20 protein-coding genes and 2 pseudogenes are annotated in these 25,150 nt (G+C 61.3%); 9 read left to right on the top strand and 13 right to left on the bottom strand.

The window, feature by feature from the left end:
- Positions 1-111: 111 nt before the first annotated feature.
- The gene (locus tag P0D89_RS23795) at positions 112-1,113 is read left to right on the top strand and encodes an AraC family transcriptional regulator (protein ID WP_408367390.1); all 1,002 of its coding nucleotides are present in this window, start codon (positions 112-114) and stop codon (positions 1,111-1,113) included.
- A gap of 275 nt (positions 1,114-1,388) precedes the next feature.
- On the opposite strand, the gene P0D89_RS23790 is transcribed toward P0D89_RS23795, so the two are convergent.
- The gene (locus P0D89_RS23790) at positions 1,389-1,964 is read right to left on the bottom strand and encodes an H-NS family nucleoid-associated regulatory protein (RefSeq protein ID WP_408367392.1); all 576 of its coding nucleotides are present in this window, start codon (positions 1,962-1,964) and stop codon (positions 1,389-1,391) included.
- An 810-nt stretch (positions 1,965-2,774) separates the two neighbouring features.
- Here P0D89_RS23790 and bktB point away from each other — a divergent pair.
- Positions 2,775-3,962: a beta-ketothiolase BktB gene (gene bktB / locus P0D89_RS23785; protein WP_408367394.1), complete on the top strand. Its 1,188-nt coding sequence runs from the start codon at positions 2,775-2,777 to the stop codon at positions 3,960-3,962.
- A gap of 16 nt (positions 3,963-3,978) precedes the next feature.
- On the top strand, positions 3,979-4,830 hold the full coding sequence (locus P0D89_RS23780; RefSeq protein WP_408377356.1) for a 3-hydroxybutyryl-CoA dehydrogenase: 852 nt from the start codon (positions 3,979-3,981) through the stop codon (positions 4,828-4,830).
- A gap of 474 nt (positions 4,831-5,304) precedes the next feature.
- Here P0D89_RS23780 and P0D89_RS23775 read toward each other — a convergent pair whose 3' ends face one another.
- The 4 genes from P0D89_RS23775 to P0D89_RS23760 all read right to left on the bottom strand — a co-directional run bounded on the left by P0D89_RS23775 (position 5,305) and on the right by P0D89_RS23760 (position 12,229).
- Positions 5,305-8,817, bottom strand: coding sequence for a pyruvate carboxylase (locus tag P0D89_RS23775; RefSeq protein WP_408367398.1), 3,513 nt, complete (start codon positions 8,815-8,817; stop codon positions 5,305-5,307).
- Positions 8,818-9,682: 865 nt separating this feature from the next.
- Entirely contained in the window at positions 9,683-10,006 is a 324-nt protein-coding gene (locus P0D89_RS23770) for a hypothetical protein (protein WP_408367400.1), read from the bottom strand.
- A gap of 319 nt (positions 10,007-10,325) precedes the next feature.
- The gene (locus P0D89_RS23765) at positions 10,326-11,384 is read right to left on the bottom strand and encodes a beta-keto acid cleavage family enzyme (protein WP_408367402.1); all 1,059 of its coding nucleotides are present in this window, start codon (positions 11,382-11,384) and stop codon (positions 10,326-10,328) included.
- A gap of 428 nt (positions 11,385-11,812) precedes the next feature.
- The gene (locus P0D89_RS23760; protein WP_408367404.1) at positions 11,813-12,229 is read right to left on the bottom strand and encodes a carboxymuconolactone decarboxylase family protein; all 417 of its coding nucleotides are present in this window, start codon (positions 12,227-12,229) and stop codon (positions 11,813-11,815) included.
- Between the two features lie 28 nt (positions 12,230-12,257).
- Between P0D89_RS23760 and P0D89_RS23755 the strand changes: the two genes are divergently transcribed.
- Positions 12,258-13,394, top strand: a complete 1,137-nt coding sequence (locus P0D89_RS23755) for an AraC family transcriptional regulator (protein WP_408367406.1) — start codon at positions 12,258-12,260, stop codon at positions 13,392-13,394.
- 295 nt (positions 13,395-13,689) lie between these two features.
- Here P0D89_RS23755 and P0D89_RS23750 read toward each other — a convergent pair whose 3' ends face one another.
- The 3 genes and pseudogenes from P0D89_RS23750 to P0D89_RS23740 all read right to left on the bottom strand — a co-directional run.
- Positions 13,690-15,177 (bottom strand): methyl-accepting chemotaxis protein, encoded by a 1,488-nt coding sequence (locus P0D89_RS23750; protein ID WP_408377354.1) that lies wholly within the window; start codon positions 15,175-15,177, stop codon positions 13,690-13,692.
- Between the two features lie 55 nt (positions 15,178-15,232).
- Positions 15,233-15,766, bottom strand: a pseudogene (locus P0D89_RS23745) (DMSO reductase); the annotation flags it as partial.
- A 7-nt stretch (positions 15,767-15,773) separates the two neighbouring features.
- Positions 15,774-18,403, bottom strand: a pseudogene (locus P0D89_RS23740) (molybdopterin-dependent oxidoreductase); the annotation flags it as partial.
- Positions 18,404-18,643: 240 nt separating this feature from the next.
- Between P0D89_RS23740 and P0D89_RS23735 the strand changes: the two are divergent.
- The 3 genes from P0D89_RS23735 (at position 18,644) to P0D89_RS23725 (ending at position 19,810) form a co-directional block, all read left to right on the top strand.
- On the top strand, positions 18,644-19,084 hold the full coding sequence (locus P0D89_RS23735; RefSeq protein WP_408367410.1) for a hypothetical protein: 441 nt from the start codon (positions 18,644-18,646) through the stop codon (positions 19,082-19,084).
- Positions 19,081-19,395: a hypothetical protein gene (locus tag P0D89_RS23730; RefSeq protein ID WP_408367412.1), complete on the top strand. Its 315-nt coding sequence runs from the start codon at positions 19,081-19,083 to the stop codon at positions 19,393-19,395. The genes P0D89_RS23735 and P0D89_RS23730 overlap by 4 nt, the downstream gene beginning before the upstream one ends.
- Positions 19,396-19,558: 163 nt before the next feature.
- Positions 19,559-19,810 carry a hypothetical protein gene (locus P0D89_RS23725; RefSeq protein ID WP_408367414.1) on the top strand — a complete coding sequence of 84 codons (252 nt, stop codon included), beginning with the start codon at positions 19,559-19,561 and terminating at the stop codon, positions 19,808-19,810.
- On the opposite strand, the gene P0D89_RS23720 is transcribed toward P0D89_RS23725, so the two are convergent.
- Positions 19,800-20,375 carry a transposase gene (locus tag P0D89_RS23720; RefSeq protein WP_408367416.1) on the bottom strand — a complete coding sequence of 192 codons (576 nt, stop codon included), beginning with the start codon at positions 20,373-20,375 and terminating at the stop codon, positions 19,800-19,802. The genes P0D89_RS23725 and P0D89_RS23720 overlap by 11 nt on opposite strands.
- Positions 20,293-20,523: a transposase gene (locus tag P0D89_RS23715; RefSeq protein WP_408377352.1), complete on the bottom strand. Its 231-nt coding sequence runs from the start codon at positions 20,521-20,523 to the stop codon at positions 20,293-20,295. Before P0D89_RS23715 ends, P0D89_RS23720 begins: the two co-directional genes overlap by 83 nt.
- Between P0D89_RS23715 and P0D89_RS23710 the strand changes: the two genes are divergently transcribed.
- Complete coding sequence (locus tag P0D89_RS23710; RefSeq protein ID WP_408367428.1) at positions 20,522-20,905, top strand: hypothetical protein; 384 nt, start codon at positions 20,522-20,524, stop codon at positions 20,903-20,905. The genes P0D89_RS23715 and P0D89_RS23710 overlap by 2 nt on opposite strands.
- Positions 20,847-21,287: a hypothetical protein gene (locus tag P0D89_RS23705; RefSeq protein WP_408367418.1), complete on the top strand. Its 441-nt coding sequence runs from the start codon at positions 20,847-20,849 to the stop codon at positions 21,285-21,287. The genes P0D89_RS23710 and P0D89_RS23705 overlap by 59 nt, the downstream gene beginning before the upstream one ends.
- 95 nt (positions 21,288-21,382) lie before the next feature.
- Here P0D89_RS23705 and P0D89_RS23700 read toward each other — a convergent pair whose 3' ends face one another.
- From P0D89_RS23700 to P0D89_RS23690, 3 genes are all read right to left on the bottom strand, one after another.
- Positions 21,383-21,577 (bottom strand): fimbrial protein, encoded by a 195-nt coding sequence (locus P0D89_RS23700; RefSeq protein ID WP_408367426.1) that lies wholly within the window; start codon positions 21,575-21,577, stop codon positions 21,383-21,385.
- Between the two features lie 35 nt (positions 21,578-21,612).
- Positions 21,613-22,389: a fimbrial protein gene (locus P0D89_RS23695; RefSeq protein ID WP_408367420.1), complete on the bottom strand. Its 777-nt coding sequence runs from the start codon at positions 22,387-22,389 to the stop codon at positions 21,613-21,615.
- A 183-nt stretch (positions 22,390-22,572) separates the two neighbouring features.
- Positions 22,573-25,149 (bottom strand): fimbria/pilus outer membrane usher protein, encoded by a 2,577-nt coding sequence (locus tag P0D89_RS23690; protein WP_408377350.1) that lies wholly within the window; start codon positions 25,147-25,149, stop codon positions 22,573-22,575.
- Position 25,150 lies beyond the last annotated feature (1 nt).

The raw sequence follows: 25,150 nt of genomic DNA, 5'->3' as shown, positions 1-25,150 counted from the left end.
CATCCTTTTAGCGATTGATGCCAGTGCGCGTAAACACCGGTATGCGGGTCAGCAGGCACTTCATTGCTGCAATGCTGGCGCAGCCCGTATGGAGCCTGCGGAGAGACAGAGATGGAGACGATGCTACGCTCGGTTGCCATGAGCGGGTACTTCGATGTGACGCGGCGGCTGGGACTGAATCCTGTCGAATTCGCGCAGCAGGCCGGAATCGACCCGGCGGCGCTGGCGAATCCGGATGAGCGCATTTCGGCCGCCGCCTGCTGCCGGTTACTGGAACTCACGGCTGAAAAAGCGTCGTGTCCGACTTTCGCGCTGCAGATGGCTGAAACCCGCCAGAAATTCGGGACCGGCGTGGTCAATGTCCTGCTCGCGCACAAACGCACGTTACGCGAAGTTTTGCTGGCCGCAGCCGAATTCCGGCATCTGCTTAACGAGGCCTTGGCCGTCTACGTCGAGGACGCAGGAGAAACGGTCACCATCCGGGAGGAACTCGTCCTCGATCCGGGCACACCGACCAGGCAGGCGATCGAGCTTGCAATTGGTGTCCTCGCGCGCCACTCCAGTGCACTGCTCGGCAACCACTGGAAACCGCGCGCCGTCCATTTCGCTCACCCTGGGCCGGCTGACCAGACGTTTCATCGTCGCTTCTTCGGCTGTCCGCTGGAGTTCGGCAGCGACTTCAACGGGGTCGTTTGCGCAGCTGCCGACCTCGACTACCCGAATCCGGCCGCCGATCCAGAACTGGTCCGATATGCCGAAAGCCTCGCCACTCCGCTCAACGTAACCGGTGCAGATTCGATCGCGCTGGAAGTGCGCAAGGCGATCTACCTGTTGCTACCCGTCGAGCAGGCTACAGTCGATCTGGTTGCCCGTCATTTACGTCTGAGCGTACGCACCATGCAGCGGCAACTCGGATCGGCCGACACCAGCTTTTCGGCACTGATCGAAGAAGTCCGGCGCGAACTCGCCGTGCGCTATATGAGCAACCCGCGTTATCCGATTGGTAGAGTCGCGATACTGCTCGGCTATAACCAGCAGGGCTCCTTTACGAACTGGTTCACCGCGCGGTTTGGCATGACGCCGCGTGATTGGCGTAACGCCAGATTGAAATGAAGGGTGCCTGTTGCACGGCTTAAGCCTGCTTGATCGATGCCTGTTGGTCTGCGGCGGCGTCAGGCGAATGGGCTGACCCGGGAACACCGAGGTCGGATCAAGCAGCGCCTGCGCCGCAATGGCGCTGTCGGGCGGACCCGATGTCAGAGCGCAAGGCGCCACGCCGATCGACTCGGTGAGCGGTACTGCCTCGCCGTTGTCCTGGATGTCGAGCGATTCGACCCGCCGAGCGTTGCCGCCCAAGGAGCAGTTGCGGCGCGAGAATGCGTGGCGGCCTAGCGGGAAACCGAATCCTTTGGCTTGTTGCTGCCCCTGGCAGCAACCTTTGGCAACGGGGCCTTTTTGAGAGCCGTGCGAGCGATCTTGGTCGCGGCCTTCTTCGCGGGCCTGGTTACAGGGGCCGCGCTCCTGTCGATCAGAAATACCGAGCGGTCCCTGGCGTCCCTGATCCAGGCCGGAGGGCGCGCATGGCCGCTCCAGGTGGCACCGGTCTTGGGATCACGGTACTTAGGCGCCAGCTTTGCCTGTGCTGGCGAGGCTGCGGGTGCCGGGGCCTTGCGCCGGAAATCGATGCCGGCGTCCTCGAGCAGTCTGACGGCCGGAGACTCGTCGGACTCACCGATGACTGCCGTATTCCGCTCTGGGGCCGTTGCCGCGGCACGATTCTTTGCCCGCGCACCGCCGTGCCCAACTGGCGCCAATTCTCTCAACTCGTCGGCACTAATGCCAAATTTTGCCATCTCGGCGCGAATCCTCTTAATGGCTTCATTGCGCGCATCAGTCAGAGCCTCTTCTGCTTCCCGCTGCAGTTTCAGGATCTCCGCCTGAATCACATCATAAGACCTTGCCATCACACCACTCCACGTTGGTTTTATGTGGCCGAATTATATGCCTCAGGTGCCCGACGGACGGGCGACGCTCCAATCGCAGAGCCTTGCGTGAGTTCCGCGAGGTGCGGGCTCCAGGCAACGCGGGTATAGGGGCGTATGAGGACTCAACGAGGTAGCCACTGGATCGCCCGTCGTGGGCGCGCAGTGTCGTTTGCGCGGTATTGCAGCGATATTTCCAGCGCCGCGAAATTCCCACGGTAGGTGGCGAGCCCCGCGGCATACAACCGGCGCGGCCCTGCCAATTTAGGACTTCCTGACCAGCCCGGCCAGCGCCCCATACCCAAAAAACGCAGCGAATCTCCCGCTCGCAGCATTTCCCTGCCCGGCGGCAGATTTTCCGAAAATCTGGAGGACAATCGACTTCAGGACACTTTCTTTCAAATTTCTGTCACAACCTTATTCGTTGCATTTGCAACTTCATAACAATAATTCCAGCGAAATTCATGACAGACACCCCACTTTACCTTTTTAGGCATTCATTGACCTGACACGACGACTAAGCTGTTGCATAATCATCCCAAGCCCGCCGGTTGGAGGCCACTCTCACTTGCGTTGCCGCCACGCCCTATTCGGATGAGCGCGACGCCGCAGTGGCGGAGATATCAACGATAGTTTTTTTATATAGTTGCTACATCAACCGGCCTGCAAATCCGGTCACCGGGTTTTTTATTCTGGAATCCCGTCTGTCTGGACCAAACAGTGGACGACATACCCATCGGTCAGCCGATCCCGTTAAGGTTCCGTGGGCACCGAGCTAAGGAGTTTTCGTAAATGCAAAGAGAAGTAGTGGTTGTCAGCGGTGTGCGCACCGCGATCGGTAAGTTTGGCGGCAGCCTGAAGGACGTTCCGACGACTGAACTCGGCGCGCTCGTCGTGCGAGAGGTGCTCGCGCGCGCAGGTGTTGCCGGCGACCAGGTTGGCCACGTTGTGTTCGGCAATGTGATCCCATCCGAACCCAAGGATCTCTATCTCTCGCGCGTCGCAGCCATGAACGGCGGCATCGCCGAATCGGCCCCTGCCTTCACCGTCAATCGCCTGTGCGGCTCCGGCCTGCAGGCAATCATCTCCGCAGCACAAACCATCCTGCTCGGCGATGCTGAAGTCGCCATCGGCGGCGGCGCCGAGAACATGAGCCGCGCACCCTATATATCAACGGACGCACGCTTTGGCTCCCGTATGGGTGACAGCCGGCTGATCGACATGATGCTTGGCGCACTGAACGATCCATTCGAAACGGTCCCGATGGGCGTCACTGCCGAAAACGTCGCGCAGAAATTTGGCATCACGCGCGAGCAGCAAGACGAACTGGCAGTGGAATCCCATCGCCGGGCGGCGCGGGCGATTGCCGAGGGCCGGTTCAAGGAACAGATCCTCCCGATCAAGCGCAAGGTCAAGGGCAAGGAAGTGGTGTTTGACACCGATGAGCACGTGCGCACGGAAGTCGATGCCGCTGAACTCGCCGCCATGCGTCCGGTTTTCAAAAAGGAAAACGGAACGGTTACCGCGGGCAACGCATCTGGCATCAACGACGCCGCAGCCGCAGTCCTGATGATGGACCGGCAAGCCGCCGAGCGTCACGGCATCAAGCCGATGGCTCGCCTGGTGTCATACGCACACGCTGGTGTCGATCCGCGCTATATGGGTATCGGTCCGGTGCCGGCTACCCGAATCGCGCTCGAACGTGCGGGTTTGAGCATTGGCGACATTGACGTCATCGAGGCAAACGAGGCATTTGCCGCGCAAGCGTGCGCCGTCGCGCAAGAGCTGCAACTCGACCCCGCCAAGGTCAACCCCAATGGCTCAGGGATCTCCCTCGGCCACCCAATCGGTGCGACGGGCGCGCTGATCACCGTCAAGGCTCTGTATGAACTGGCGCGCACGGGTGGCCGTTACGCGCTTGTCACGATGTGCATTGGCGGCGGTCAGGGCATCGCGGCCATCTTCGAAAACCTCCAGTAAGGGGATTCGCACGCAAATGCACATTGAAACTGTAGGTATTGTCGGCGCGGGCACGATGGGCAACGGCATCGCCCAGACCGCTGCTGTGGCCGGCCTGAAGGTCGTCATGATCGACGTTACGGATGCTGCCCTGTCCAAGGGCTTGGCAGCCCTGAGCAGCAGCCTCGAACGTTTGGTCTCGAAGGGCAAGCTGGACGTCGACGCTCGCGCGGCCGCCCTCGCCCGGATCGAAACTTCGACCGATTACCAGCGGCTGCGTGACGCCAACATCGTGATCGAGGCCGCTACCGAGAACAACGACCTGAAGGTCCGAATTCTCAAACAGATCGAGTCCGTGGCACGCCCCGACGCCATCATCGCATCGAATACTTCGTCGATCTCCATCACCGCGTTGGGCGCGGCACTCGCCGATCCGTCACGCTTTATCGGCATGCACTTCTTCAATCCGGTGCCGATGATGCCGCTTGTCGAGATCATCCGCGGCGTGCGCACGAGCCCGGAGACGGTAGACGCGATCCACGAGTTAACGACGCGCTTCGACAAGTCGCCCATCGGCGTGAAGAATTCGCCGGGATTCGTGGTCAACCGCATCCTCGTGCCGATGATCAATGAAGCCTTCTTCGTGCTGGCCGAAGGCATCGCCACCGCCGACGAAATCGACGCCGGCATGAAGCTTGGGGCCAATCACCCGATCGGCCCGCTCGCACTGGCCGACCTCGTTGGCCTCGATGTCGTCCTGTCAGTACTGGAAGTGTTTCAGAAGGATTTGGGTGACCCGAAGTACCGGCCCTGTCCGCTGTTGCGCGAGCTGGTAGCGGCCGGCCACCTCGGCCGCAAGACGGGTCACGGCGTCTATAGCTACGCATAAGCAACCACGGCGAATCATCACCGGTTTCCGCGCCCGCTCCTGCTCGACGGCGGAGTGCGGAAGTGACATCGAGTTATGGGCCGGCGCGACCGGCCCATTCCCTTTTTCATTATGGCTACGCCGCACCACGGCGCGATCCTTGCATTCGCAACAAATTCGCAGTTCCGTTCGAAACAGCCGGGTCCACGGTAAGACTGTAATTCGCGCCGCCGCTGTCAGTTGTCCGCGTGCCGGCGGAAACTTTCCCGCCAACACCATTCCGTTGAGCGCGTCACAGCCGCGTGTTCTCGCCGCATTACTACCCGCCCACACTACCAACGGAAAAAGAAAGCTTGTGGCTTAGATTCGTCATGGATTTTGCTTTGACGGCGAACGTCTGAGGCCAGGATTTCGACCGTTAGCGACTGCGTAGCCCAAGTGCAACGCATCCTCACGAGGGTCATGAGGATGCAGTGACGTCTCTCGACATTAGTCTCAATCGGCTAGCGCTTTCAACTCGATGAGCAGATCCTTCGCTGCCACGCGGTCACCCGGTTGCACATGCACCGCAGCGATCTCACAATCTCGCTCGGCCGCGATGTGTGTCTCCATCTTCATCGCTTCCAACGCGACCAGCGTGCTACCTGCCGGCACGCACTGTCCGGGTTGAACCTGGACCGTCACGATCGAGCCCGGCATCGGCGCGGCGACATGCAGTGGATTTTCCGGGTCCGCAACCGCTCGGCTTTTGCGTGCCGGCCCCGCCAGCATGGTACTGCGCTGCTCGATGACAACAGTGCGCGACTGCCCGTTCAGTTCGAACTGGACCTTCACCATGCACTCGTCGACATCGGCGTGCCGCCCCTGCAGCGACACGAGAAGTGTCTTGCCTGCATCGATATCGACAGCGACTTCTTCCTGCGGCTGCAGGCCATACAGGAAAGCAGACGTGGGCAACACCGAGGTGTCGCTGTATGCACGCAAGTGCGCATGGTACTCGGCCGTCTGCTTCGGATACATCAGGTACGACGCGAGTTGCCTGTCATCGAGCGGGTGTTCGCAGGCCGCCTCGCCCTGCGCGCGCGCCGCGCCCAGATCGACGGCAGGAACCTGATCACCGGGCCGGTATGGCGCAGGCGGCTCTGCCCGCAAGACCTTGCGCGACAGCTCCGCTGGAAACCCGTCAGGCGGGAAGCCAAGTTCACCTTTGAACAACGACACGACCGATTCAGGAAAAGCGATATCCCTCGCCGGGTTGCACACATCAGCCGCGCTCAGATCGTTGGCCACCATCATCAATGCCATGTCGCCGACCACCTTCGAGGTGGGCGTTACCTTGACGATGTCGCCGAACATCCGGTTGACGTCCGCGTACGCGCGCGATACTTCCGTCCAGCGATGTTCGATTCCGAGCGCGCGTGCCTGCTCCCGCAGATTCGTGTACTGGCCACCGGGCATTTCGTGACGGTAGACGTCGGCCGTGCCGGCCCGGATCTCCGATTCGAACGGTGCATAGTGGCGGCGCACTCCTTCCCAGTACATCGACGCCTCGTGCAAGCGTTCCAGATTGAGCCCGGGATCGCGCTCGCTGCCCGCCAGCGCAGCGGCAATGCTCGACAGGTTCGGCTGCGACGTAAGGCCGCTCATCGCATCGAGCGCACCGTCGACGGCATCGCAGCCGGCATTGATCGCGGCGAGTGCCGAAGCGGCCGAAATACCGCTGGTGTCGTGCGTATGGAAGTGAATGGGTAAGCCCGTCTCTTCCTTGATCGCCTTCACGAGCGCCGCGGCGGCGTTTGGACGGCAGATGCCCGCCATGTCCTTGATGGCCAGAATGTGCACGCCGGCACGCTGCAGTTCGCGTGCGATTCCGACGTAATACTTGAGGTCATACTTGGAGCGGGAAGAGTCGAACAGATCGCCCGTGTAGCAGATTGCGCCTTCGCACAACGCGCCGCTTTCGCGTACCGCGTCGATCGCGACCCGCATGTTGCGCACCCAGTTCAGCGAGTCGAACACGCGAAACAGGTCGACGCCGTTGCCAGCCGCCTGCTGCACGAAAAAGCGCACCACATTGTCCGCGTAGTTCGTATAACCCACTGCATTCGAGCCGCGCAGGAGCATCTGAAAAAGGATGTTAGGCACCCTTTCGCGCAGCTGCGCAAGACGTTCCCACGGGTCTTCCTTGAGAAAACGCAGCGCCACGTCGAAGGTCGCGCCGCCCCAGCACTCCATTGAAAAAAGCTGCGAAAGCTCGCGCGCGTAGAACGGCGCGATGGGCAGCATGTCGGCGGTACGCATGCGCGTGGCGAACAGGGACTGGTGCGCATCGCGCATCGTCGTGTCAGTCAACAGTACCTGCTTCTGGTCCAGCATCCAGCGTGCGAATTTTTCGGCGCCCAGCTCACGCAGGCGATCTCGTGTACCCATAGGCATCGAGTCCGCAGTGTCTACTGCGGGCATCACGGGCCCCGGCAGGGGCAACGCGGGCATCGAACGGCCCGTCATCTCCGGATGCCCGTTGACGCTCACCTCCCCGAGGTAGCGCAGCAGCTTCGTCGCTCGATCACGGCGTTTCGTGAAGGCGAGCAGTTCGGGCGTCAGATCGATGAAGCGCGTGGTGACGTCGCCGGTTCCAAAGGCGGGATGATTGATGACGTTCTCGAGGAACTGCAGGTTCGACGCGACCCCGCGAATGCGGAATTCGCGCAGCGCGCGGTCCATCCGCCGGATCGATTCCGCGGCCGTCGGTGCCCAGGTGGTCACCTTGACCAGAAGCGAATCGTAGTACGGGGTGATCACGGCGCCGCCGTAAGCCGTTCCCGCGTCGAGCCGCACACCGAATCCGGCCGCGCTGCGGTAAGCGGTAAGCCGCCCGTAGTCGGGCAGGAAGCCATTGTCGGGATCCTCGGTCGTGATCCGGCATTGAAGCGCATGCCCGTTCAGCGGAATCTCCGCCTGCGCCGGCACCCCGGCGGCGCGGTTGCTGACGACGCCGTCCTGATCCAACCCGTCTTCGGTGAGGCCGATTCTGCCGCCTTCGGTAACGCGGATCTGCGCCTTGACGATGTCGACCCCGGTGATCATCTCGGTGACCGTGTGCTCGACCTGGATGCGTGGGTTGACCTCGATGAAGTAGAACTTCCCCGAGTCCGCATCCATCAGAAACTCCACGGTGCCGGCATGCGTATAGCCGACTGCCCGCATCAGCCGAAGTGCCGATTCGCAGAGCGCAGCGCGGCCCGCATGATCGAGATACGGCGCGGGGGCGCGTTCCACGACCTTCTGATTGCGCCGCTGCACCGTACAGTCGCGTTCGTAGAGATGCACGAGGTTGCCGTGCGCGTCACCGAGCACCTGTACTTCGACGTGGCGCGCGTTGCGCACCAGTTTCTCAACATAGACTTCGTCGTTGCCAAACGCAGCAAGCGCTTCCCGCCGGGCCGCGGCCAGCGCGCCTTCGAGGTCCTGCTCGCTTTCGAGCACCCGCATGCCTCGCCCGCCACCGCCCCAGCTTGCCTTGAGCATCAGTGGATAGCCGACTCCCGCCGCAGCACGTTTGCATTCGTCGATCTCGCGCGGCAACGGGTCTGTGGCAGGCATCACCGGCACACCGGCGGCGATTGCCGCGTTGCGCGCCGCAACCTTGTTGCCGAGCATGCGCATGACTTCCGGCGAGGGACCGACCCAGCGTATGCCCGCGTCGATCACAGCCTGCGCGAAGTCGGGATTCTCGGAGAGAAAACCGTAACCGGGATGGATGGCGTCGACCTTCGCCTGCCGGGCGATCCGGAGAATGTCGTCGATGTCGAGGTAGGCGGCGAGAGGCTTCTTGCCCTCGCCCACCAGGTAGCTCTCATCAGCCTTGAAGCGATGCAGCGCGAGCCGGTCTTCGTTTGAATAGATAGCCACGGTGCGAACATCCAGTTCGGCGGCAGCGCGCATCACGCGAATCGCGATCTCGGAGCGGTTAGCAATCAGCAGGGATCTGATCGGGGCAGTGTTCATGATAGGCAGGGACTCGAACGTGGGCGCGACGCGCTGGCAAACCAGGACATCGCAAATCGACAGAAGCTCGTAAGTTCAGACGCGCTGACGTAAACCGCCTGGCGGTACTCATTGAGAGCCCGACCTGCGGCGTGCGAGCGATTGATGTGAACTCCGACGCAGAGGGCGCTTTCCAGCAACGATTCGTTGCCGGGATCAGATGCTAGTCAAGATGGGAAAACGGCGCGTGCGAATCCATCCAGTCGTAGTGATCACGTGCACTCGCCCAAGCCCATTGGGACACGGCATGTGTCGCCTCGTTGCGACTCTCGCCGCCCGATGGGTCTTCTTTCAAATGCTCTTCAGATCGTGAGGGGCGTGTTGCGGTTGATCTATCGTTTGTTCCAGCGGTCATTTTGGTCTGTCCTGTTTAAGATGATGCGCTGCCCGCCGGGTCATCTCCATAAACGGGCTGTGGCGCAAAAATACAAACGCGCGTCACTATGCGAGCGAGAATCCTTGGTATGTGCAAGGATTGGACCAAGTTTGGTTCAAGCAACTATGTCGTTGATTATTCAACGTTTTCCAAGCGTAGGAACGAACAGTGCGTTTCAAAACTGAATTCGGGAGTTCAGTTTTGGTTTTGCCCGGAAGCCGCAAGACTATGAATATCGGTTTCGGTGCCACGCCGAGTTCTTATCGTTGACCAGAGGTCTGCCGGCGGTTGACAGAGCTTTGAGTGACTGCGCTGTTCGGTACAAGCGGCCAAATCACTCCGGATGTCGGAATACGCAAAGGTAAATGGAATGGCGCTGGTATCGAATGCGCATTGCAGGAAGGCGTCCAACCGGACGGTGCGCCACGTTCCGACAAGTTCTCGCCGTCCCTAGTAACAGCGACCCCAGCGGTTGCATACCACGACAGGCTGCACGTAATAGACGGGCCGACTGGCCTCGGCGGCGGCAGCACCGGCGGCGGCAACTGCAGCCCCGGCGAGCATACCTGAGGCAATAGCATTTGCCTGTTGCGCGCGATGTGCGGAATCAGCCTGCGCGGCAGCGGAGGTCTGAAAATACATGTTCATTTCCGCCGTGCATTTTTCGCCCCACGTGGTCGGATTGGCAGCCTTGCACTGAAGGAACGTAACGCGATCTTCCTGGGCCTCGCGCTCGAGCTGGGTGGTACAGCCCGAAACCAGAACGGCGAGCATGGTCGCGGCCGTAATTTTTCTCATTCTTCAACCCGGTTTTTGGCCGTATGGCGGCTATTTCCCAGCGCGCATTGCAAATGGCACAGTATTAACAACTATCGCGAGCGGCGCCGCTCTGCGTATTCGGCGGCACAGGGGATGCTGATCGGGTCTTCCTGCCCGATCAGCCCCCAGCATAGGTGCGGCCAACAACCACCGATGCGTCTCGATCAGCACTGCAACAACCGGGTCGGCACACTCAAATTGCCTCGCCGGCGCTTCCCTCGACGGACAGCCGACACAGAAATAGAGCCGTTGCCGCGATCGCTGCCGATGTCGTTTAGACGGCCTTGCGCAGGAAGCCTTGGGTAGCCCCCTTGCGGTTCGGCGCGAAACCGTTTGCCAGCAGAGTCTCTTCCACCGTGTCGTAGAACACGCCGATCTTGCTGATCTCGCGTGCCTCCTGGGCGGTGGCAACCTTGCGGCCGAACTCGCGCGAGATGCGCACCAGTTGTTCGATCTGCTCGACTGTGCTCATCTTCTTCGTGCGTGCCTGGTTCCAGAGGTTATCCTCGATGCCGCAGCGCACATGCAGGCCCATCGCAATGCCCATCATGTTGACCGGCAGCACATTGCGCATCGAGCTCTCCACCGTCAGCACGGCGCCGTCCGGCGTGGCGCGCACGAAGTTGGCCAGGTTGTAGATATTCGGTGCGTCCATGCCGCCACCGATGGCCACCCAGTTCATGACCAGCGGGCCTTTGTAGACGCCGCGTCGAATCAGGCGCTCAACCGATTCGAAGCTGTTGATGTTGTAGCACTGGAACGCGCTCTGGATGCCAGCTTCGTTCAGGCGGCGGATGTGCTCCTCGGCCCAACCTGGCTGCGCTGGCACCGTCATCTCTTTGTAGGCGTTGTAGACCTCGGGGTCCGCCATCGAGGTGCCCTTCACATCATCATCCTCCCAGTGCTCTACGACGTTCATCTGCGAGGTGTTGATCGTCACAGTGACCTGGTCGGGCTTGGGATCGAGCTCGGCCAGCATGTGGCGCGTATCGTCGCTCAGCCATTTGGCCGCGGCGCCTTCGGTCTCAGGCGCGAAGCTGATCGAGCCGCCCACCTGGATGATCATCTCGGGCACCGCATTGCGCACGCCGGCAATCAGTTCGTTGAACTTCGACAGGCGCTTGCTGCCCTTGCCGTCGAGTTCGCGCACGTGCAGGTGCAGCACGGTAGCGCCGGCGTTGTAGCAATCCACCGCCTTCTGGATCTGCTGCTCCATCGTGACCGGGATGTCTTCGGGAAAGTCGGAGGGAACCCACGACGGCGCATAGGGAGCGGCCGTGATGATGAGGGGTTGCTGGTTCTCGGTGTAAAGCGAGCCGTCGAGAAAGTTCATGGTAAGTCTCCAGAAGCAGGTTAGGGGGAGCGAAGGAAATCGAGGGATGGTTCTGATGAATCCGGCGCTCAGCGCTTGTCGTCGAAAATTCCGGCGCGCTCAGAGCGTCGCTTCGCCATGATTCGTTTTCCAGGTTGTTTCTCAATCTACAAAAAAGTGGAATGCGCCTGCGGGACGACCATCGCGCCCCCGCGGTGGACGACAACCACGTGGTGTCCCCTGCGCGTAAGGAAGACGTAGACGCAACGGACGATGAATCACTGCAGCGACGATACGGCAATCCGACAATGCGGTTTACGTTTTCGGTGACATTGTTTTATGAATTGGCGCCACTACGCGTTAACACTGGCTCCGCGTAATGGGCTGTGCGCCGGAAAAAAGGAGGTCGAATGGCACCCGCGGCGTTTCGCGCTTGCGCTGCACAAAATTCAGGTAGCAGCACCGACCGGTATTGTTGATTTCTCCACCAGGTTTCGCTCAAGCACTGCCGCCTCTTCAAGCAGGATGGGAGCCGCAAGACTCATCGCATGAATGCCGAGCACAGAAACGCACTGCAGTACCGCTGTGATCTCCTCCCGGGTCGCGCCCAATTCGAGTGCCTTCCGTATATGCCGTCGCACGCCGGGCCCATACATATGCGTGCAGGAAGCGTCGACGGCGATGGCGAGGAATTCGACCGTTTTCGGGTCCAGCACACCCGAAGTCATCGGCGCCGTCGCCATGGCCATGAATTTTTCAGTCCAGGCAGGATCAAGTTCCGCAAAAGGCTGCCATTGCGAGTTCCAGTTGCCGGTTGCGCGTAGCGCGTCACAAACAGGTGTGGCAGTTGCGTTTTTGATTGTCATTTGCGTGCCTCCAGTACGGAATCAACATGTGTCGCACGCCGCCGGCCTTTGCGCAGGCGTCGTGCGACGCTATGGCCTCAGTGTAGAAAGCCGCCCGCTTCTACGCTTGACATATTGGGACAGTTGCTTATCCTTATTGGCCACACCCGGAAACACCCTGATGCCGAGACTCGTCCGCAGTGCCAGCCTGACTCACTACGCTGAAACCGCTCGGGCGGCAGGCCTTGACCCGTATCGCCTGATTGCCGAAGTGGGATTGCCTGCTGCCAGCCTTGCCGAGTCCGATCTGAAGATTCCCGCCGACAAGGTCGCGCTGCTGCTCGAAATGTCGGCTCAGCGAAGCGGTGTCGAGGCGTTCGGGCTGACCATGGCTGAGTCGCGGCGCGCGTCCAATCTGGGCCTGCTTGCGCTCTACGTACGCGACGAGCCCACACTGCGCCGCGCACTCAACGCTGCCGCGCGCTTTCGTCATCTTCATAACGAGGCGCTGTTTCTCGCGCTCGAGGAAGAAGGCGACGTCGCAATCATCCGCGAGGAGTTGCTAGGCGGCAGCGTCGTCCCGGTCAGGCAGGTGACAGAACTGGCCGTGGCCGTGATGGTCCGCCTTCTGCGCTTCTTTCTCGGCGATGATTGGAAACCGAGGACCATCTGCTTTACGCACGACGCACCGCGCGATCGCGCCATCCATGTCCGCGTTTTACGCAGTAGCCTCAAGTTTGGCCAGTCGTTTTCGGGCATCGTGTGCGACGTCCGCGATCTCGACCTGCCCTTTCCCGCGGCCGACCCGGTGATGAGCGGATACGTCCGGCGACTTCTCGGCAGTGTCGATACCGCGGCGGCTGATGCCCCACTGTCGGACGAGGTGCGCAAACTGGTGTTCCTGCTACTGCCATCCGGCCGCAGCTCGAACGACACCATCGCGGGACAACTCGGCATGAGCCGTCGAACAATGCACCGCCATCTGGCCAAGGAAGGTTTGAGCTACATGTCGATTCTCGACGCGGTCCGCGGCGAACTCGTGCCGCGATATCTGGAGCGTCGGGAACGCCAGCTTTCGGAGATATCGAGCCTGCTTGGCTTTTCCGAGCCGAGTGCCTTCACGCGATGGTTTCGGTCGAAGTTCGGCTGCTCCCCTACCGAATATCGTGAAAACAAAGCTCAGTGACGGCGCGTCCAGGACGACTCACACCCACTTACAGAAAAATGCTCATGCGGCCCCGCAAATGCCGCACCAATGAGCCGGTCGATCCCGCAACCCACCAGGCTGTGCTGACGCGGACGTCGACGCGCCATTCCTGCAAGCCTGGCTGCCCCGCAAGCGCCGTGCACTGGACGTTCTAGCCAACAGGGCAACATAACGCCACAGGCCCCATCCTGACGCCCGGGGCCTGAGCCAACAAAACCGACCGATCGGCTAAACGCCGACATTGGCGACGCACTTGTGACCAGCGCGTTCGCGCCTAATCCAGCCGGAAAACTTTAACCGCGCGAGCCAGCAGGTCGGTCTGCCCGTGTTGGTGCTTGACCTGTTCCACGGTGTCAGCCACATGAGCTGCATTTTCCCGGATCGCCTCGTCGATGCCGGCGATGTTGTCCCCCACCTGATCGATGCCCTTGCGCTGGGCTCCCGTGGCCGTCGCCATTTCATGAACGATGGCAGATAGCCGCGTGACGCTCTCCAGCACTTCGCTCATGGTATTGCCTGCGCGTTCAACCAGCCCATTGCCGGTGCGAGCGCGATCGACCGACTCACCGATAAGAGCCCGGATCTCTTTGGACGCCGTCGCGCTGCGCTGGGCAAGGGTACGCACTTCCGCAGCCACTACCGCGAACCCACGCCCCCGGTCGCCTGCCCTTGCTGCCTCGACGGACGCATTCAGCGCGAGAATGTTGGTCTGGAAGGCAATGCTGTCGATTACCCCGATGATGTCTGTAACGCGCTCGCACGAACTGTAGATGTCACCCATCGTATCGATCACCGCATTGATCGCCGCACGCCCCTGCGTGGCAATGTCACTCGCCGAAGCCGCCAGCGTGCTGGCCGCCGTCGCGTGATCCGCGTTTTCGTGCACGCTCTGCTTGAGCTGCTCCATCGCCGCCACGACGCCCTCGAGGGACCGTCGCTGCTGCTCGGTGCGATCCGACAGAACGAGGTTGCGCTCGCTGATGCCGGCGACGGACCCCGCGACTTCCCCCACGCTGTCGCGCACCTGCAGGAGCGTTTTGCGCACGGCCCCGAGCGTGGCGTGGAAAGACCCCGCCACCTCGCCGTCCGGCCGTGCTGTCTTGTCGCTCAATGTAATGTACCCAGACTCCCGACCGATGCCGTGAGCCATTGCAGCCAGCTCGCCCGCCTCGCGCGCGTCACGCTCCTGACGAATTGAGATTACCGCGAGAAACAACGCCTGCAGCCACAGAAATGCCCAATGCTGTGCCACCACGTCAAGTCCGGTCTGGGTGAATGCGGTTACGCCCCAGCCCCACTCCTGGAAATAGTTGAAGGCCAGTTGCTGAAGCGACGCGACCGCAGTGGCCAACACAATGACCCGAACGTCGCGGTAAGCCAGAAGCAGCGACAGCAGAATGAACACCACGAAGTGAAACTTGTCCTGGCCGTGCCCGATGTCGATCATCAGCGCGGCACTGCCCATGAATGTAATCGCTGAGACAAGCCGGGTCGTCAGATGCCCAGGCATCGCAAACGCCATGATGGTCGACACAATCGCAAGCGGCAGCCCGGCCACGAGCACCCGCAGCCCATTACCAAAGTACAAACCGGTACCGAGCGAAGCCGCCAGCAGGATCCAGTTGACCGCCGCGCACGCGCGGTCGGCGCGCACGCGAGCGGCGATCAGTGGCGATTCAGTCACCTTCGCCATACGCTGTGGGGTCCGTTGGCCATGCTGCGCGCTGGCCTGGCTGTTCGACGCTGCGGCGGTACCGCCCAAAAGTCTGGTGGACATGATCTATCTACTCCTCCGATTCTGGCTGTTCGATGTAATTTCAAGCCGCGCGCTGGTAGTACAGGTTTTGCGGATGGTGAGCCTGAGCGAAGAAAAACCAGCGCTCGGCGAGCAGGCCCGCGTACTGGATCACGCATGCCTCGATGAGTAGTTTTGCGGACATGGGATGCAGCGCTTGTGCGAGCAGCCCAAGGGGTGCGAGGAACGCACCGACGAGGAACCCCCACTTCACCCAGCGCATCGTTGCATCGGACTGTCCGTGAAAGAACTCCCGCAGGTTGAAGGCGCTCGCCGTAAAGCCGCGCGAAATCTGCCTGACATTGCCAGACTTGATGCCCGTCGCACTTTGCAGCGTCGAACGAGAGCGCAACCGCTCATTGTGCGCGAGTGCGGCGACGCGGCTCACGCAACCCACCACTGTCAGGACGCAAGCCGCGGTTGCCAATGGCGGCACGAGGTCCGGTGCCAGTCGCGCCGCGCAAGCCGTCGCGATCGTAAAGCCCGATGCACAACCGAGCAGAACGAAATTGACCATGGTGAGCGGTGTTGCCCACTCCTGCAGAAAGCGCAGGCACTGATCCCCGTTGCGACTCGTTGGCATCCGCGCCGAGATTCCACGCGCCCGCGGCCTTGCCGATCGCGTTCCACGTCCATACGGTTCCCGGCTCAACGGCCTCGCTATAGCGCGCCGTACAGCGCACCTTGCCCCACTGCGACTCGACATAGATCCAGCCGGCGTCCTCGATACCGTTTTCCTGCGCCGTGCGTGGGCTCATGTACAGGTAGTTCTCGCCGTGGATCTGGCGCAGCCATGCATTCTGTGAGTCCCACGAGTGGCACATTGCCATCGGCCGCTGCGTGACAGCAGCCAGCGGGAAGCGCTCCAGGTCGGTCGAGCCCAGCTCGAGCGGCGGATACCAGAACGGCAGCGGATCGAAATAGTTTTCGACGCGCTTGCGCGGATGCTCGGGCGGCTGCCGGCCCGCCGTCCTGCCTTGCGCCGCGAGCCGGAATTTCTGCATCACATCCGAGTAGAGCTGGATGATGACCGGCTCGCCGAACTTGCGGAAACCCTTTTCGACCGCGAACTTCATGTACGGGCCGTTGACGTTGCGCATGTACTGCATTTCCTCGGGCAGCGTGTAGTGGAAGACGCAGTTGTTCTTCGCGTCCTCCTCCCACTGCCGGGGATTCGGCTCACCCACCATTGCCTTGTCACCATCCTTGCCGCGCCAGCCAATCAGGAAGCCGACGCCGGAATCCGGCGCGGTCTGAAAGTTGACGATGAAGTCAGGGTAGTCCTTGAACTTGCGCCCACCATCTGCCTTGGTGAACGCGGGCAGTTTCAGCCGGCCCGCCAGTTCGACGAGCACCTCCTGGAATGGACGGCAATCGCCCGTTGGCGGCAGCACCGGTACGCGTACGGAGTCCACGGGCCCATCGAACTCCGATATCGGCCGGTCGAGCATCGACATGGCGTCATGGCGCTCGAGGTAGGTCGTATCCGGCAAAATCAGATCGGCGAACGCCGTCATCTCGGACTGGAACGCGTCGCACACGACGAGAAACGGAATCTTGTATTGCCCGTCAGGCCTGCGCTCGGTCAGCATCTTGCGGACCTCGCTGGTGTTCATCGACAAGTTCCAGGCCATGTTGGCCATGAAGATCAGCAGTGTGTCGATCGGGTACGGATCGCCGCGCCACGCGTTCGTGATGACGTTCCGTGCACGGCCAGCGGGTATTCCCACGAGAAGGCCTTGTCAATGCGTACCGGCTCGCCCGCTTCATCAATGAAGAGGTCTCCGGGTGCTGCAGGCCAGCCGAGCGGCCCAGCCGGAAGCGGCGTATTCGGTTTGACGTCATGCGGGCTGTTAGGCGGTTTCGCCGACGGCGGCACCGCGCGCGGATACGGCGACTTGTGACGGAAGCCACCCGGGCGATCGATGGTGCCCAGCAGCGACATCAGCACGGCGAGCGCGCGGATCGACTGAAAGCCATTCGAATGCGCAGCGAGCCCCCGCATTGCATGGAATGCCACAGGATTGCCCGTCACGGTCTCATGCTTGACGCCCCACGAATCGGTCCACGGAATGGGCAGCGTGATCTTGTGATCGCGCGCGGTCTGTGCCATCTCGGCCGCGATGCGCCGGATCGTGTCCGCCGCAATACCGGTAATGCTCTCTGCCCACTCAGGTGTCGTGTACGCAACACGCTTGCGCAGCAACGAGAAGGACGGCGAGACCGGACTGCCGTCGGGCAAAACGTAGTGACCGTCAAGCGCGGGCTCAGCACCGGGGGCATGGTGTGGCACTGCCGTCTGGGTCTGAACGTCCCACCACATGTGGTTCTGGGGGTACAGCGGGTTGACTTCAGGTGCCGACCCATCCTTGACAAACAGACCAAACGAATCGCTGTCGGCCCGCATATCCAGCAACTCGCCAGCGTTCGTGTACCGCTTCACAAACTCGTGGTCGAACGAGTCGGTCCGGATCATCTCGTGGATCAGCGCCATGAACAGCGCCCCATCCGTACCCGGGCGAATCGGCACCCACTCGTCCGCGATCGCCGCGTAGCCAGTGCGAATCGGGTTGATCGCGATGAAGCGGCCGCCTGCCCGCTTGAATTTAGAAAGGGCAATCTTGAGCGGATTCGAGTGATGATCCTCGGCCGTGCCAATCATGATGAACAGCTTCGCGCGATCCAGGTCCGGGCCGCCAAACTCCCAGAACGATCCACCGATCGTGTAGATCATGCCCGCCGCCATGTTGGCCGAGCAGAACCCGCCGTGCGCTGCGTAGTTGGGCGTGCCGAACTGCTTCGCGAAAAGGCCCGTGAGCGCCTGCATCTGGTCACGGCCGGTAAAAAGCGCGAACTTCCTGGGGTCCGTCGCGCGCAGATGCGCGAGGCGCTTCTCGATCATGTCGAGCGCCACCTCCCAGGAAACCGGCTCGAACTGCGCCGTGCCCCGCTCCGCGCCGGGCTTTCGCATCAGCGGTTGCGTCAGGCGCGCGGGAGAATACTGCTTCATGATCCCGGACGAACCCTTAGCGCAGATCACGCCCTGATTAAGGGGGTGGTCCGGATTGCCGTCGATGTAGCGCACCTCCCCTTCGCGCATATGGACACGAATACCACACCGGCACGCACACATATAACAGGTCGTTGTTTTGACTTCGAGTTTTTCGTCTTGCTGGCGAGCGCCGTGGTCCATCCGGGAATTTCCTTTCGTCAAAGATGTCCGGGCAAACCCTGGGACATGATTCGGTCAATCGGAAATAGTATGCGTACATGGTTGATTTAACAACTTACTATTTGTGATATCTTCTATCGGCTGATCTTATGATTCTTGGAGCCCCGACCCTACGGCTGCGTCAGGTTGACGCATTCGCGCGTGGATGATCCGACGCAGCGCGCCGCTATGAAGGGCGTGATGCACTCTGGTAGACCGAATATGCTTACCCAACTGTTTGACCTCCAATCGACCCTTCAGACTGCCGACGGCATGCGTGTTGATCGTGACCGCGACGGTGACGTCACCTTGATTCGCCAGGCGAGCGACCGCGCCGGATTAAAGGTCGTCGACGTTCAGGGCTACATGTTCCTCGCCGACAGCGCCGGCACCTTGTCGTGGTTTAACCCGCTTGCACTGGACAAGCACGCCAAGACCCTGTTCGACGCTATGTGCTTTACTGTGAGCGGCCGCCTGCTCAAGCGCAGGCTGGTGTCACCAACGGGCGCAAGTGTCGGTGCGGTGTTTGCATCCGGCAAACGGTGGCGCAAGACGGTCGTCGAATTTGCCGCATCTCATCCGGCTTCGCACCGTACCGCTGGATGGACGGCCACGACGACTGGTCGGCCCAACCCGGCATCCGCACGGAAACCTAACGCATGATCAAGCTTCTCGCGGCACTTTTCGTCGTGACGGTGGCCTCGACGTCGGTGGTTCAGTCTGCCGAGTTGCGCGAACGATGGGTCACCGCCACAGCCCTGGAGATTGGCGTAAAGGCGCACAACACCTGCATGGGCAACGAGGGTGCAAGCGCCTTACGTGATTGCCTCGACCACGTGGTAAGCGCGGCCGCGCAAACCGCCGCGTCAGCGCCATCCGCCCCGCGCCCCGTTGGGACGAGCATCCTGGATCTGGGCACGATGATCCACGAAAAGGCCATCAGCTACGCCCTTGCCTACAAAGGCGTCGCCTGACGCGGCAACGAATCGCCCGAATTTCCGTTGCTCTCACTGTGGCACTCCGAGTACGACCCCTATTTTGTTTAGTTGACACATCAACCAAATAACTTGAAAATTCAGCGTTCTACGTTCGATTGCTTCACGTGTGCTGCGTTGAGGTCACATTGAGGGAACGAAAATGATTTTAATCCTACTGATTACCGCAACACTGACAACCGGTATCGCGGGTTACCAGTACGTCGCATATCCCAACCGCGATACAGCGATTCAGGCCGCCTATTACCTTGGCCGGGAGGTCGGTATGGGCAGCGAGGATGCGCGCATCAGGTTCGACCAACGATTCCACGACGACGAGGACGCACGTCTCGCATACGAGCACGGGATGATGAGCGTCGAGCCTACGAGCATGGACTACACAGCTACTCGTTGAAGCTGGCGCACGGGACAACTTCAGCGCGAGGTCTCGCGCGACCCACCGTAAGCGGCATTCTTCGTTGGGGATGGCCTTGAAAATATTGTGGTCTAACGAGAGTCGTAGAAATCGGTCGTCGAGCATAGCCCGGCAGCAGAGAGAGCTTTCGAGGTAGTCTTGGTTGAGCTTGCCAGCGATCAGGAACAGCACAGTGCGCATGGTGGTGAAGTTGGCATAGCCGCGCGCGTCGCCTGGCGGTCTGAAACAGGCCGTCGAGAGCTTCCATGAAGCCGTTGGGCTGGCGCGTCGGTGTCCAGGCAACGATGCCATCGAAGTGCTTGCGGATCATGCGAGCCACCTCCTTCGTGGGTTCAACTGTCGAGCGCATCACGGCGGTGCACCACACTCGAGCATCGCGGAGACGACGTTGATCTGTTTGCGATTGAGGACGTAGCGCAATTCCTCGCGATACTGCCAGGCGCGGGGGGTACGCTTTGTCGTTACGTTGGCGACCAGCGCATCGAGGTCGGGCGCGCTGCGCCACGGACAGCCGGTCGCGGTCCTTGAGCAGCGCCCGGCGCACAGCCTTGAGATCCGGGTCGGTCTTCTGTTCGAGCCGCCACGTTCGTGCCCGGGGCAAACGACGCTTGGGCGACGACGTGGAACCTGTCGAAAGTGAGGCGAGCGTTGGGCAGGTGAACGCTTCCGCCTTTGATGAAGGCGGGCGACATGTCAATGCTGACCGAGGTGATGTGCTGGGGTTGGGCGTCATGCTCGCCCGGGGGGCGGCGTGACGGTAGCCTCGGCGAGCTGGTCGAATGGTTCGCGCAGGAAGGCATCGCGCGCAAACGGTTCGACTTCCGGCCGCGCGCGAGCGTGTCCGTCTATCTGCTGCAGCATTACCACGTGGATATCTGCCTCGACACCTTCCCGTTTTCCGGTCTCACCACCGCGCTTCACTCGCTGTGGATAGGTGTGCCGACCCTGGCGCCACCGCGAAAAACGGTGCCGGGGCCGCAGCAGCCCGACCGCGCTGTCGCACGTCGGACTTGCGATGTTCATCGCGGAGGAGCAGGACGATTTCGTGTGCCGCGGCGTCGCGCTGGCCGCTGATATCCCGGCGCTTGCCGCGCTGCGCGCCGGCATGCGCGGACGCTGCGAACAGTCACCGATGTTCCGTCCCGCACCGATCGCGGACGGCGTCTCGCAAGCGTTGCACGTCATGTGGCACCGCAGCTGCGAGCAGTTCCCCAACCAAACGGCGCTCGGCCGTTCGCTGAAGCTTTATCCGCATTTGACGCAACCGCAATTGCATCCGTTCGATAACAACACGCTGGGGCTGTGGACGATCTATCGCGCCGCGATCCAGCCGCTGGAATGGCGCGCTCTCTGGAGTTACCAGCAACCGGTGCGTGAGCAAAGACATACCGAGCCGGCACCGGAGCGCGGCGGACAACGTGGAATCACCGGGGTGATGTGCCCATGTCACCTATGATGCATCCGACGCCCGCTCCGGCTTCCACCTTCCACCTTCCGCTCTAAACCGGTCACGCCGGCCGGCAGCGCAACATGGCAAAACAGGCGCACATGTTACTGATAGCTCATTGTGAAGGTGGCCAGCCCGTTTGCCGTTCCGGCTGTCACGGTAGGAGCGGTCTGCACATAGCGCGCCGTCAACGGAATATTGAAAGTCCCGTTTCCGGCGCTCCCCGCCAACCACTGGTTAGGGTTCCCTACTACGGCTGAATCCGGCCCGTAGCTGATGACAGTATTACCGTTCAGCACCTGGATACCGATGCCCCGTGCCGTCGAGCCGGCGCTCAATGAAGTGTGTTCGACTGATTGGCGGGATTGGTCTGGTCGGTCAACGTGGTATAGACGCTGGTCATGACACCCGTATCGCCACCTGAGCAAGACAGAGAGATATTGAACGAAGGCTGTACCGGTGATGTACTCCCCACGCCGGAGAAGCTCTTGAGCGGGACGCTGCCTAAAGGCACCTGGATCGAGGGAGAGGACACGTTGCAGGTCGGATGCTGTACGATCACGACAGGCAGAGGGGTAGTAGTGCCATTAATATAAACGGGCTCCTGAACCAACACGCTCGAGTACGACGGGTCGGTGAGTACCATCCTGGTTGTGCCTAAGGTATAGTTTCCGGGCTGCAGCGGGCCGGTCTGGACCAACTCAAAGGTTATCGTTCCCGTGTTCCATTTAAAACTGGCTGGATTCGACACATATGACGTCGTAAGCTGGGGAAGATAACCTGCACCCAGGCCGAATGGGCCGCCCGACCACGAAAAACGCGCGCCGATCCCCGGGATTCCCGTATTTACGGTGTTATACGGCCCTGAAGTGCCTTGGTAGGAGACCATGAGTTGACTACATCCGACAAGAGTAGTCGTGTCGCCGTTGTTACGTAGAACAGTAGAAAACAGAACCGTGCCGGGCTGTGAATTGCCAGGGGTAATAGCTGGAGGGGACGGCGAATAGGTCGCTCCTATTAGCACTCCGCCATTCGTCTTGCACTGTGCATGGACGCCAGATGAACAGGCAACTATCAGAATGCCTAAAAATAGCTGAATCAATTTCTTCATAAACCAGTCCTGCGGGATAAGTTGTGGTCAGGCGAAATCGCCGAGTGACGTGGTACCGACCTCTTCCAGAGCGCACCGCCCTGGAAATCATTCTTCAGATATCGTTGATAAACGCCAGACTGGATATCCATCCCGTGAAACACAAATCGGCATATATCGACTGAAATCAATCACGGCGCGCGATTATTTACACACGACATCGACCACGATGTACGAAGCGCTCATTTTCTTGTCCATCTTCGGCAACGAGTAATCGACCCAGCAACGCTCGTCTGCACCGCCGCCCCAGTTCACGAGCAGGCGGCCGGTGTCGCTCTTCAGCCCACGCGCAATGCCCCGCCCTGCCTGCGCGACGGTGCCGATGTTCTGTCCTTGCTCGGTGGTCAACTGCGCGCCGAACGGCACCGGTTTGCCGTCGGCAGTCCTGATGCCCAGGATCGCGGCGCGCCCTGTGTTCTCCGTCTCGAATTTGAGCCGCACCACGGCGCCTGCGGTCGGCGCGACCGACTGCTGGGTTGACTTCAGTTCCACATTGATCGGCAGACCCTTGGGATCGATCTCGATCTGGTTACTGGCGAACGGACTCAGAGTCGACACGATGGCGTGACCCCACGGGTCGACGCGCAGGCCACTGTTGTTGGCCACGCGTGCGCCGGCCGCATCCCGGGCTTCGACAATCGCCACCGTGTCGCCCATCAGTGGCGTGAAGGCAACTCCGCCCAAATACGCGACGATGCCGCCGCTCATGCCAAAGCCGGCCTGCGTGTAGTTGCTGCTCTTGCTGGTATTGCCGGTGAACGTGGCGACCGGCGAAGCGTAGGAGACGTTAGCGCCCACGGTGGTGTTGCTGCTCGCGTCGCCACCGCTGCTGTGACCCGCGTTCAGACCATATGCAAAGGCGCTATCTGCGCCGAGCGTGCCTGTGACGCCTTGCTGCACGGTGGTACCCGAGTTCCCGCCGCCCTGCAGCGAGGTGGACGAGTACGGCGCGTGTGCACCCGTGCCAAGTGGAATACCAACGGTCAGCATCACCCGGTTGTCCCACGTGTGCGTACTAACGTCCAGCTGACGCGAGAGCGCCAGGCTGTAGTTCAGCTGCTTGTAGGTGTTGTTGTAGCCAGCCTGCAGTTGCGTGTCCGTGCCACTGCGATTCCAGTAGTTCTGGGTGGATCCGGTCAGGTAAAACGAGCCATAGCCCGCGGGCAGGGCCTGGTTCACCGTGATCTGCAGGCGACCGCGCTGGATGCTGTTAGCCGCAAAGCCCATGTTGCGCTGATCGAGGTCGCGCAACGCCATGGCGTCAGCGAGCCCCAGGTAACCGCGGCTCGAGTAGCGGTAAGCCGCCACGGCCAGGTTGGTGTTGGTCGGCTCGACCAGCTTGCTGTAGCTCAGGCGAAAACTCTGGCCGTTGTGGTCGGGCTGATTGTCCAGGTGGGTGGCGGCCTGGGTGATGTCGAAGCCAAAGGCGCCAAAATCCGTATTCAGTGCGGCGCCGACCTGCGCGGCCATGTAGCCGTCTGTCGCTACGAAGCCGCCATAGCCTGTGATCAGATTGGTGAAGCCATGCTGGACCGTGCCCTGGAACAGCATCGGATGGATGCGCACCGTCGGATTGCGGTACTGACCGACCGCTGCATCAAAGCGCGTAATGCCGGGGCGCAGCGAGTTCACCGCGGCCGCATACGGCACCGTGGAAGTACGGACGCTGCCGTCGGCCTCGGTGACCACCACGGTGAGGTCGCCACCGTAGCCGGTGGGGTAGAGGTCGTTGATCTCGAACGCCCCGGGCGCCACCGTCGTTTCATAGAGGAGGTTGCCGTTCTGGCGAACCTCCACGCGCGCATTGCTGTTAGCGATGCCTCGGATGATGGGTGCGTAGCCGCGCTGCGACTCCGGGTACATGCGATCGTCGCTGGCCAGCTGCACGCCCCGAAAGCCGACACTGTCGAACACGGCGCCATCGGTGAACGCATCGCCGATGGTCAGTTGACTTTTGAGCGGCGCGATCGAACGCTGCAGGTTAGTCTGTATGCTCTGGTAATGGGTGCCCCCCAGGGTACTTGAGGTCAGGCTGCCACTATGGCGAAAGCGCCAGGGTCCGATGTTGATGCCGGCATTCAGTCCCACATAGCTCTGGGTGGAACTCATCCCGTACGAATCGGAATGGTACGCGCTGGCGTTGTATTGCAGGATGGCGGCGGGCACGCCATCGTCCCAGTAGCGCGGTTCGACATAGCCGCGCGCCGTGCGGGCGAGCGCTACCTGTGGCACGGAAACATCGAGCCGCAGTTCCCCGCTGTCGAATGCTGCGGTAGCGTCCGGGATCAGTGAAGGCAGCGTCAGGCACGCATCGCTGCCTGTCTCCAGACGCGCGGCCGTCTCAGCCGGCAGTTTCATCAGGTCTGCGCCGACGTGCTCCAGCAGCGCGCGATCGAAGCACGCCTGCACGTCGTTGCTGTCGGTGCCCACCTGGCGCACCTGCACCTCCGAGCGGCCAAGCCAGGCGCCGTTCACGTACAGATCGACCCGGTAGTCGCCAGGCAGCGCCGCGTTGCCCTTATTGAAGCGGCTGATGTCGACGTGCGCGGCGCCTGGCGGCTGCTGAATGAACTGGTCGCTGAATTCGACTTCGGCCAGTTGGGTGGAAGCCCCCGAACCGGAAGTAGCACCCCACGCGCCGGCACTGGTGAAGAGCAACACCACCACCGCACTGACAGGCGACAACTGTGAAGGAAAGGGACGATATTGTTTTTGCTGCACT

The organism is Paraburkholderia sp. RL18-085-BIA-A (assembly GCF_046027075.1).
In the GTDB taxonomy this organism is placed as follows: Bacteria; Pseudomonadota; Gammaproteobacteria; order Burkholderiales; family Burkholderiaceae; genus Paraburkholderia.
This window is presented reverse-complemented; position numbering and strand designations above follow the sequence as displayed.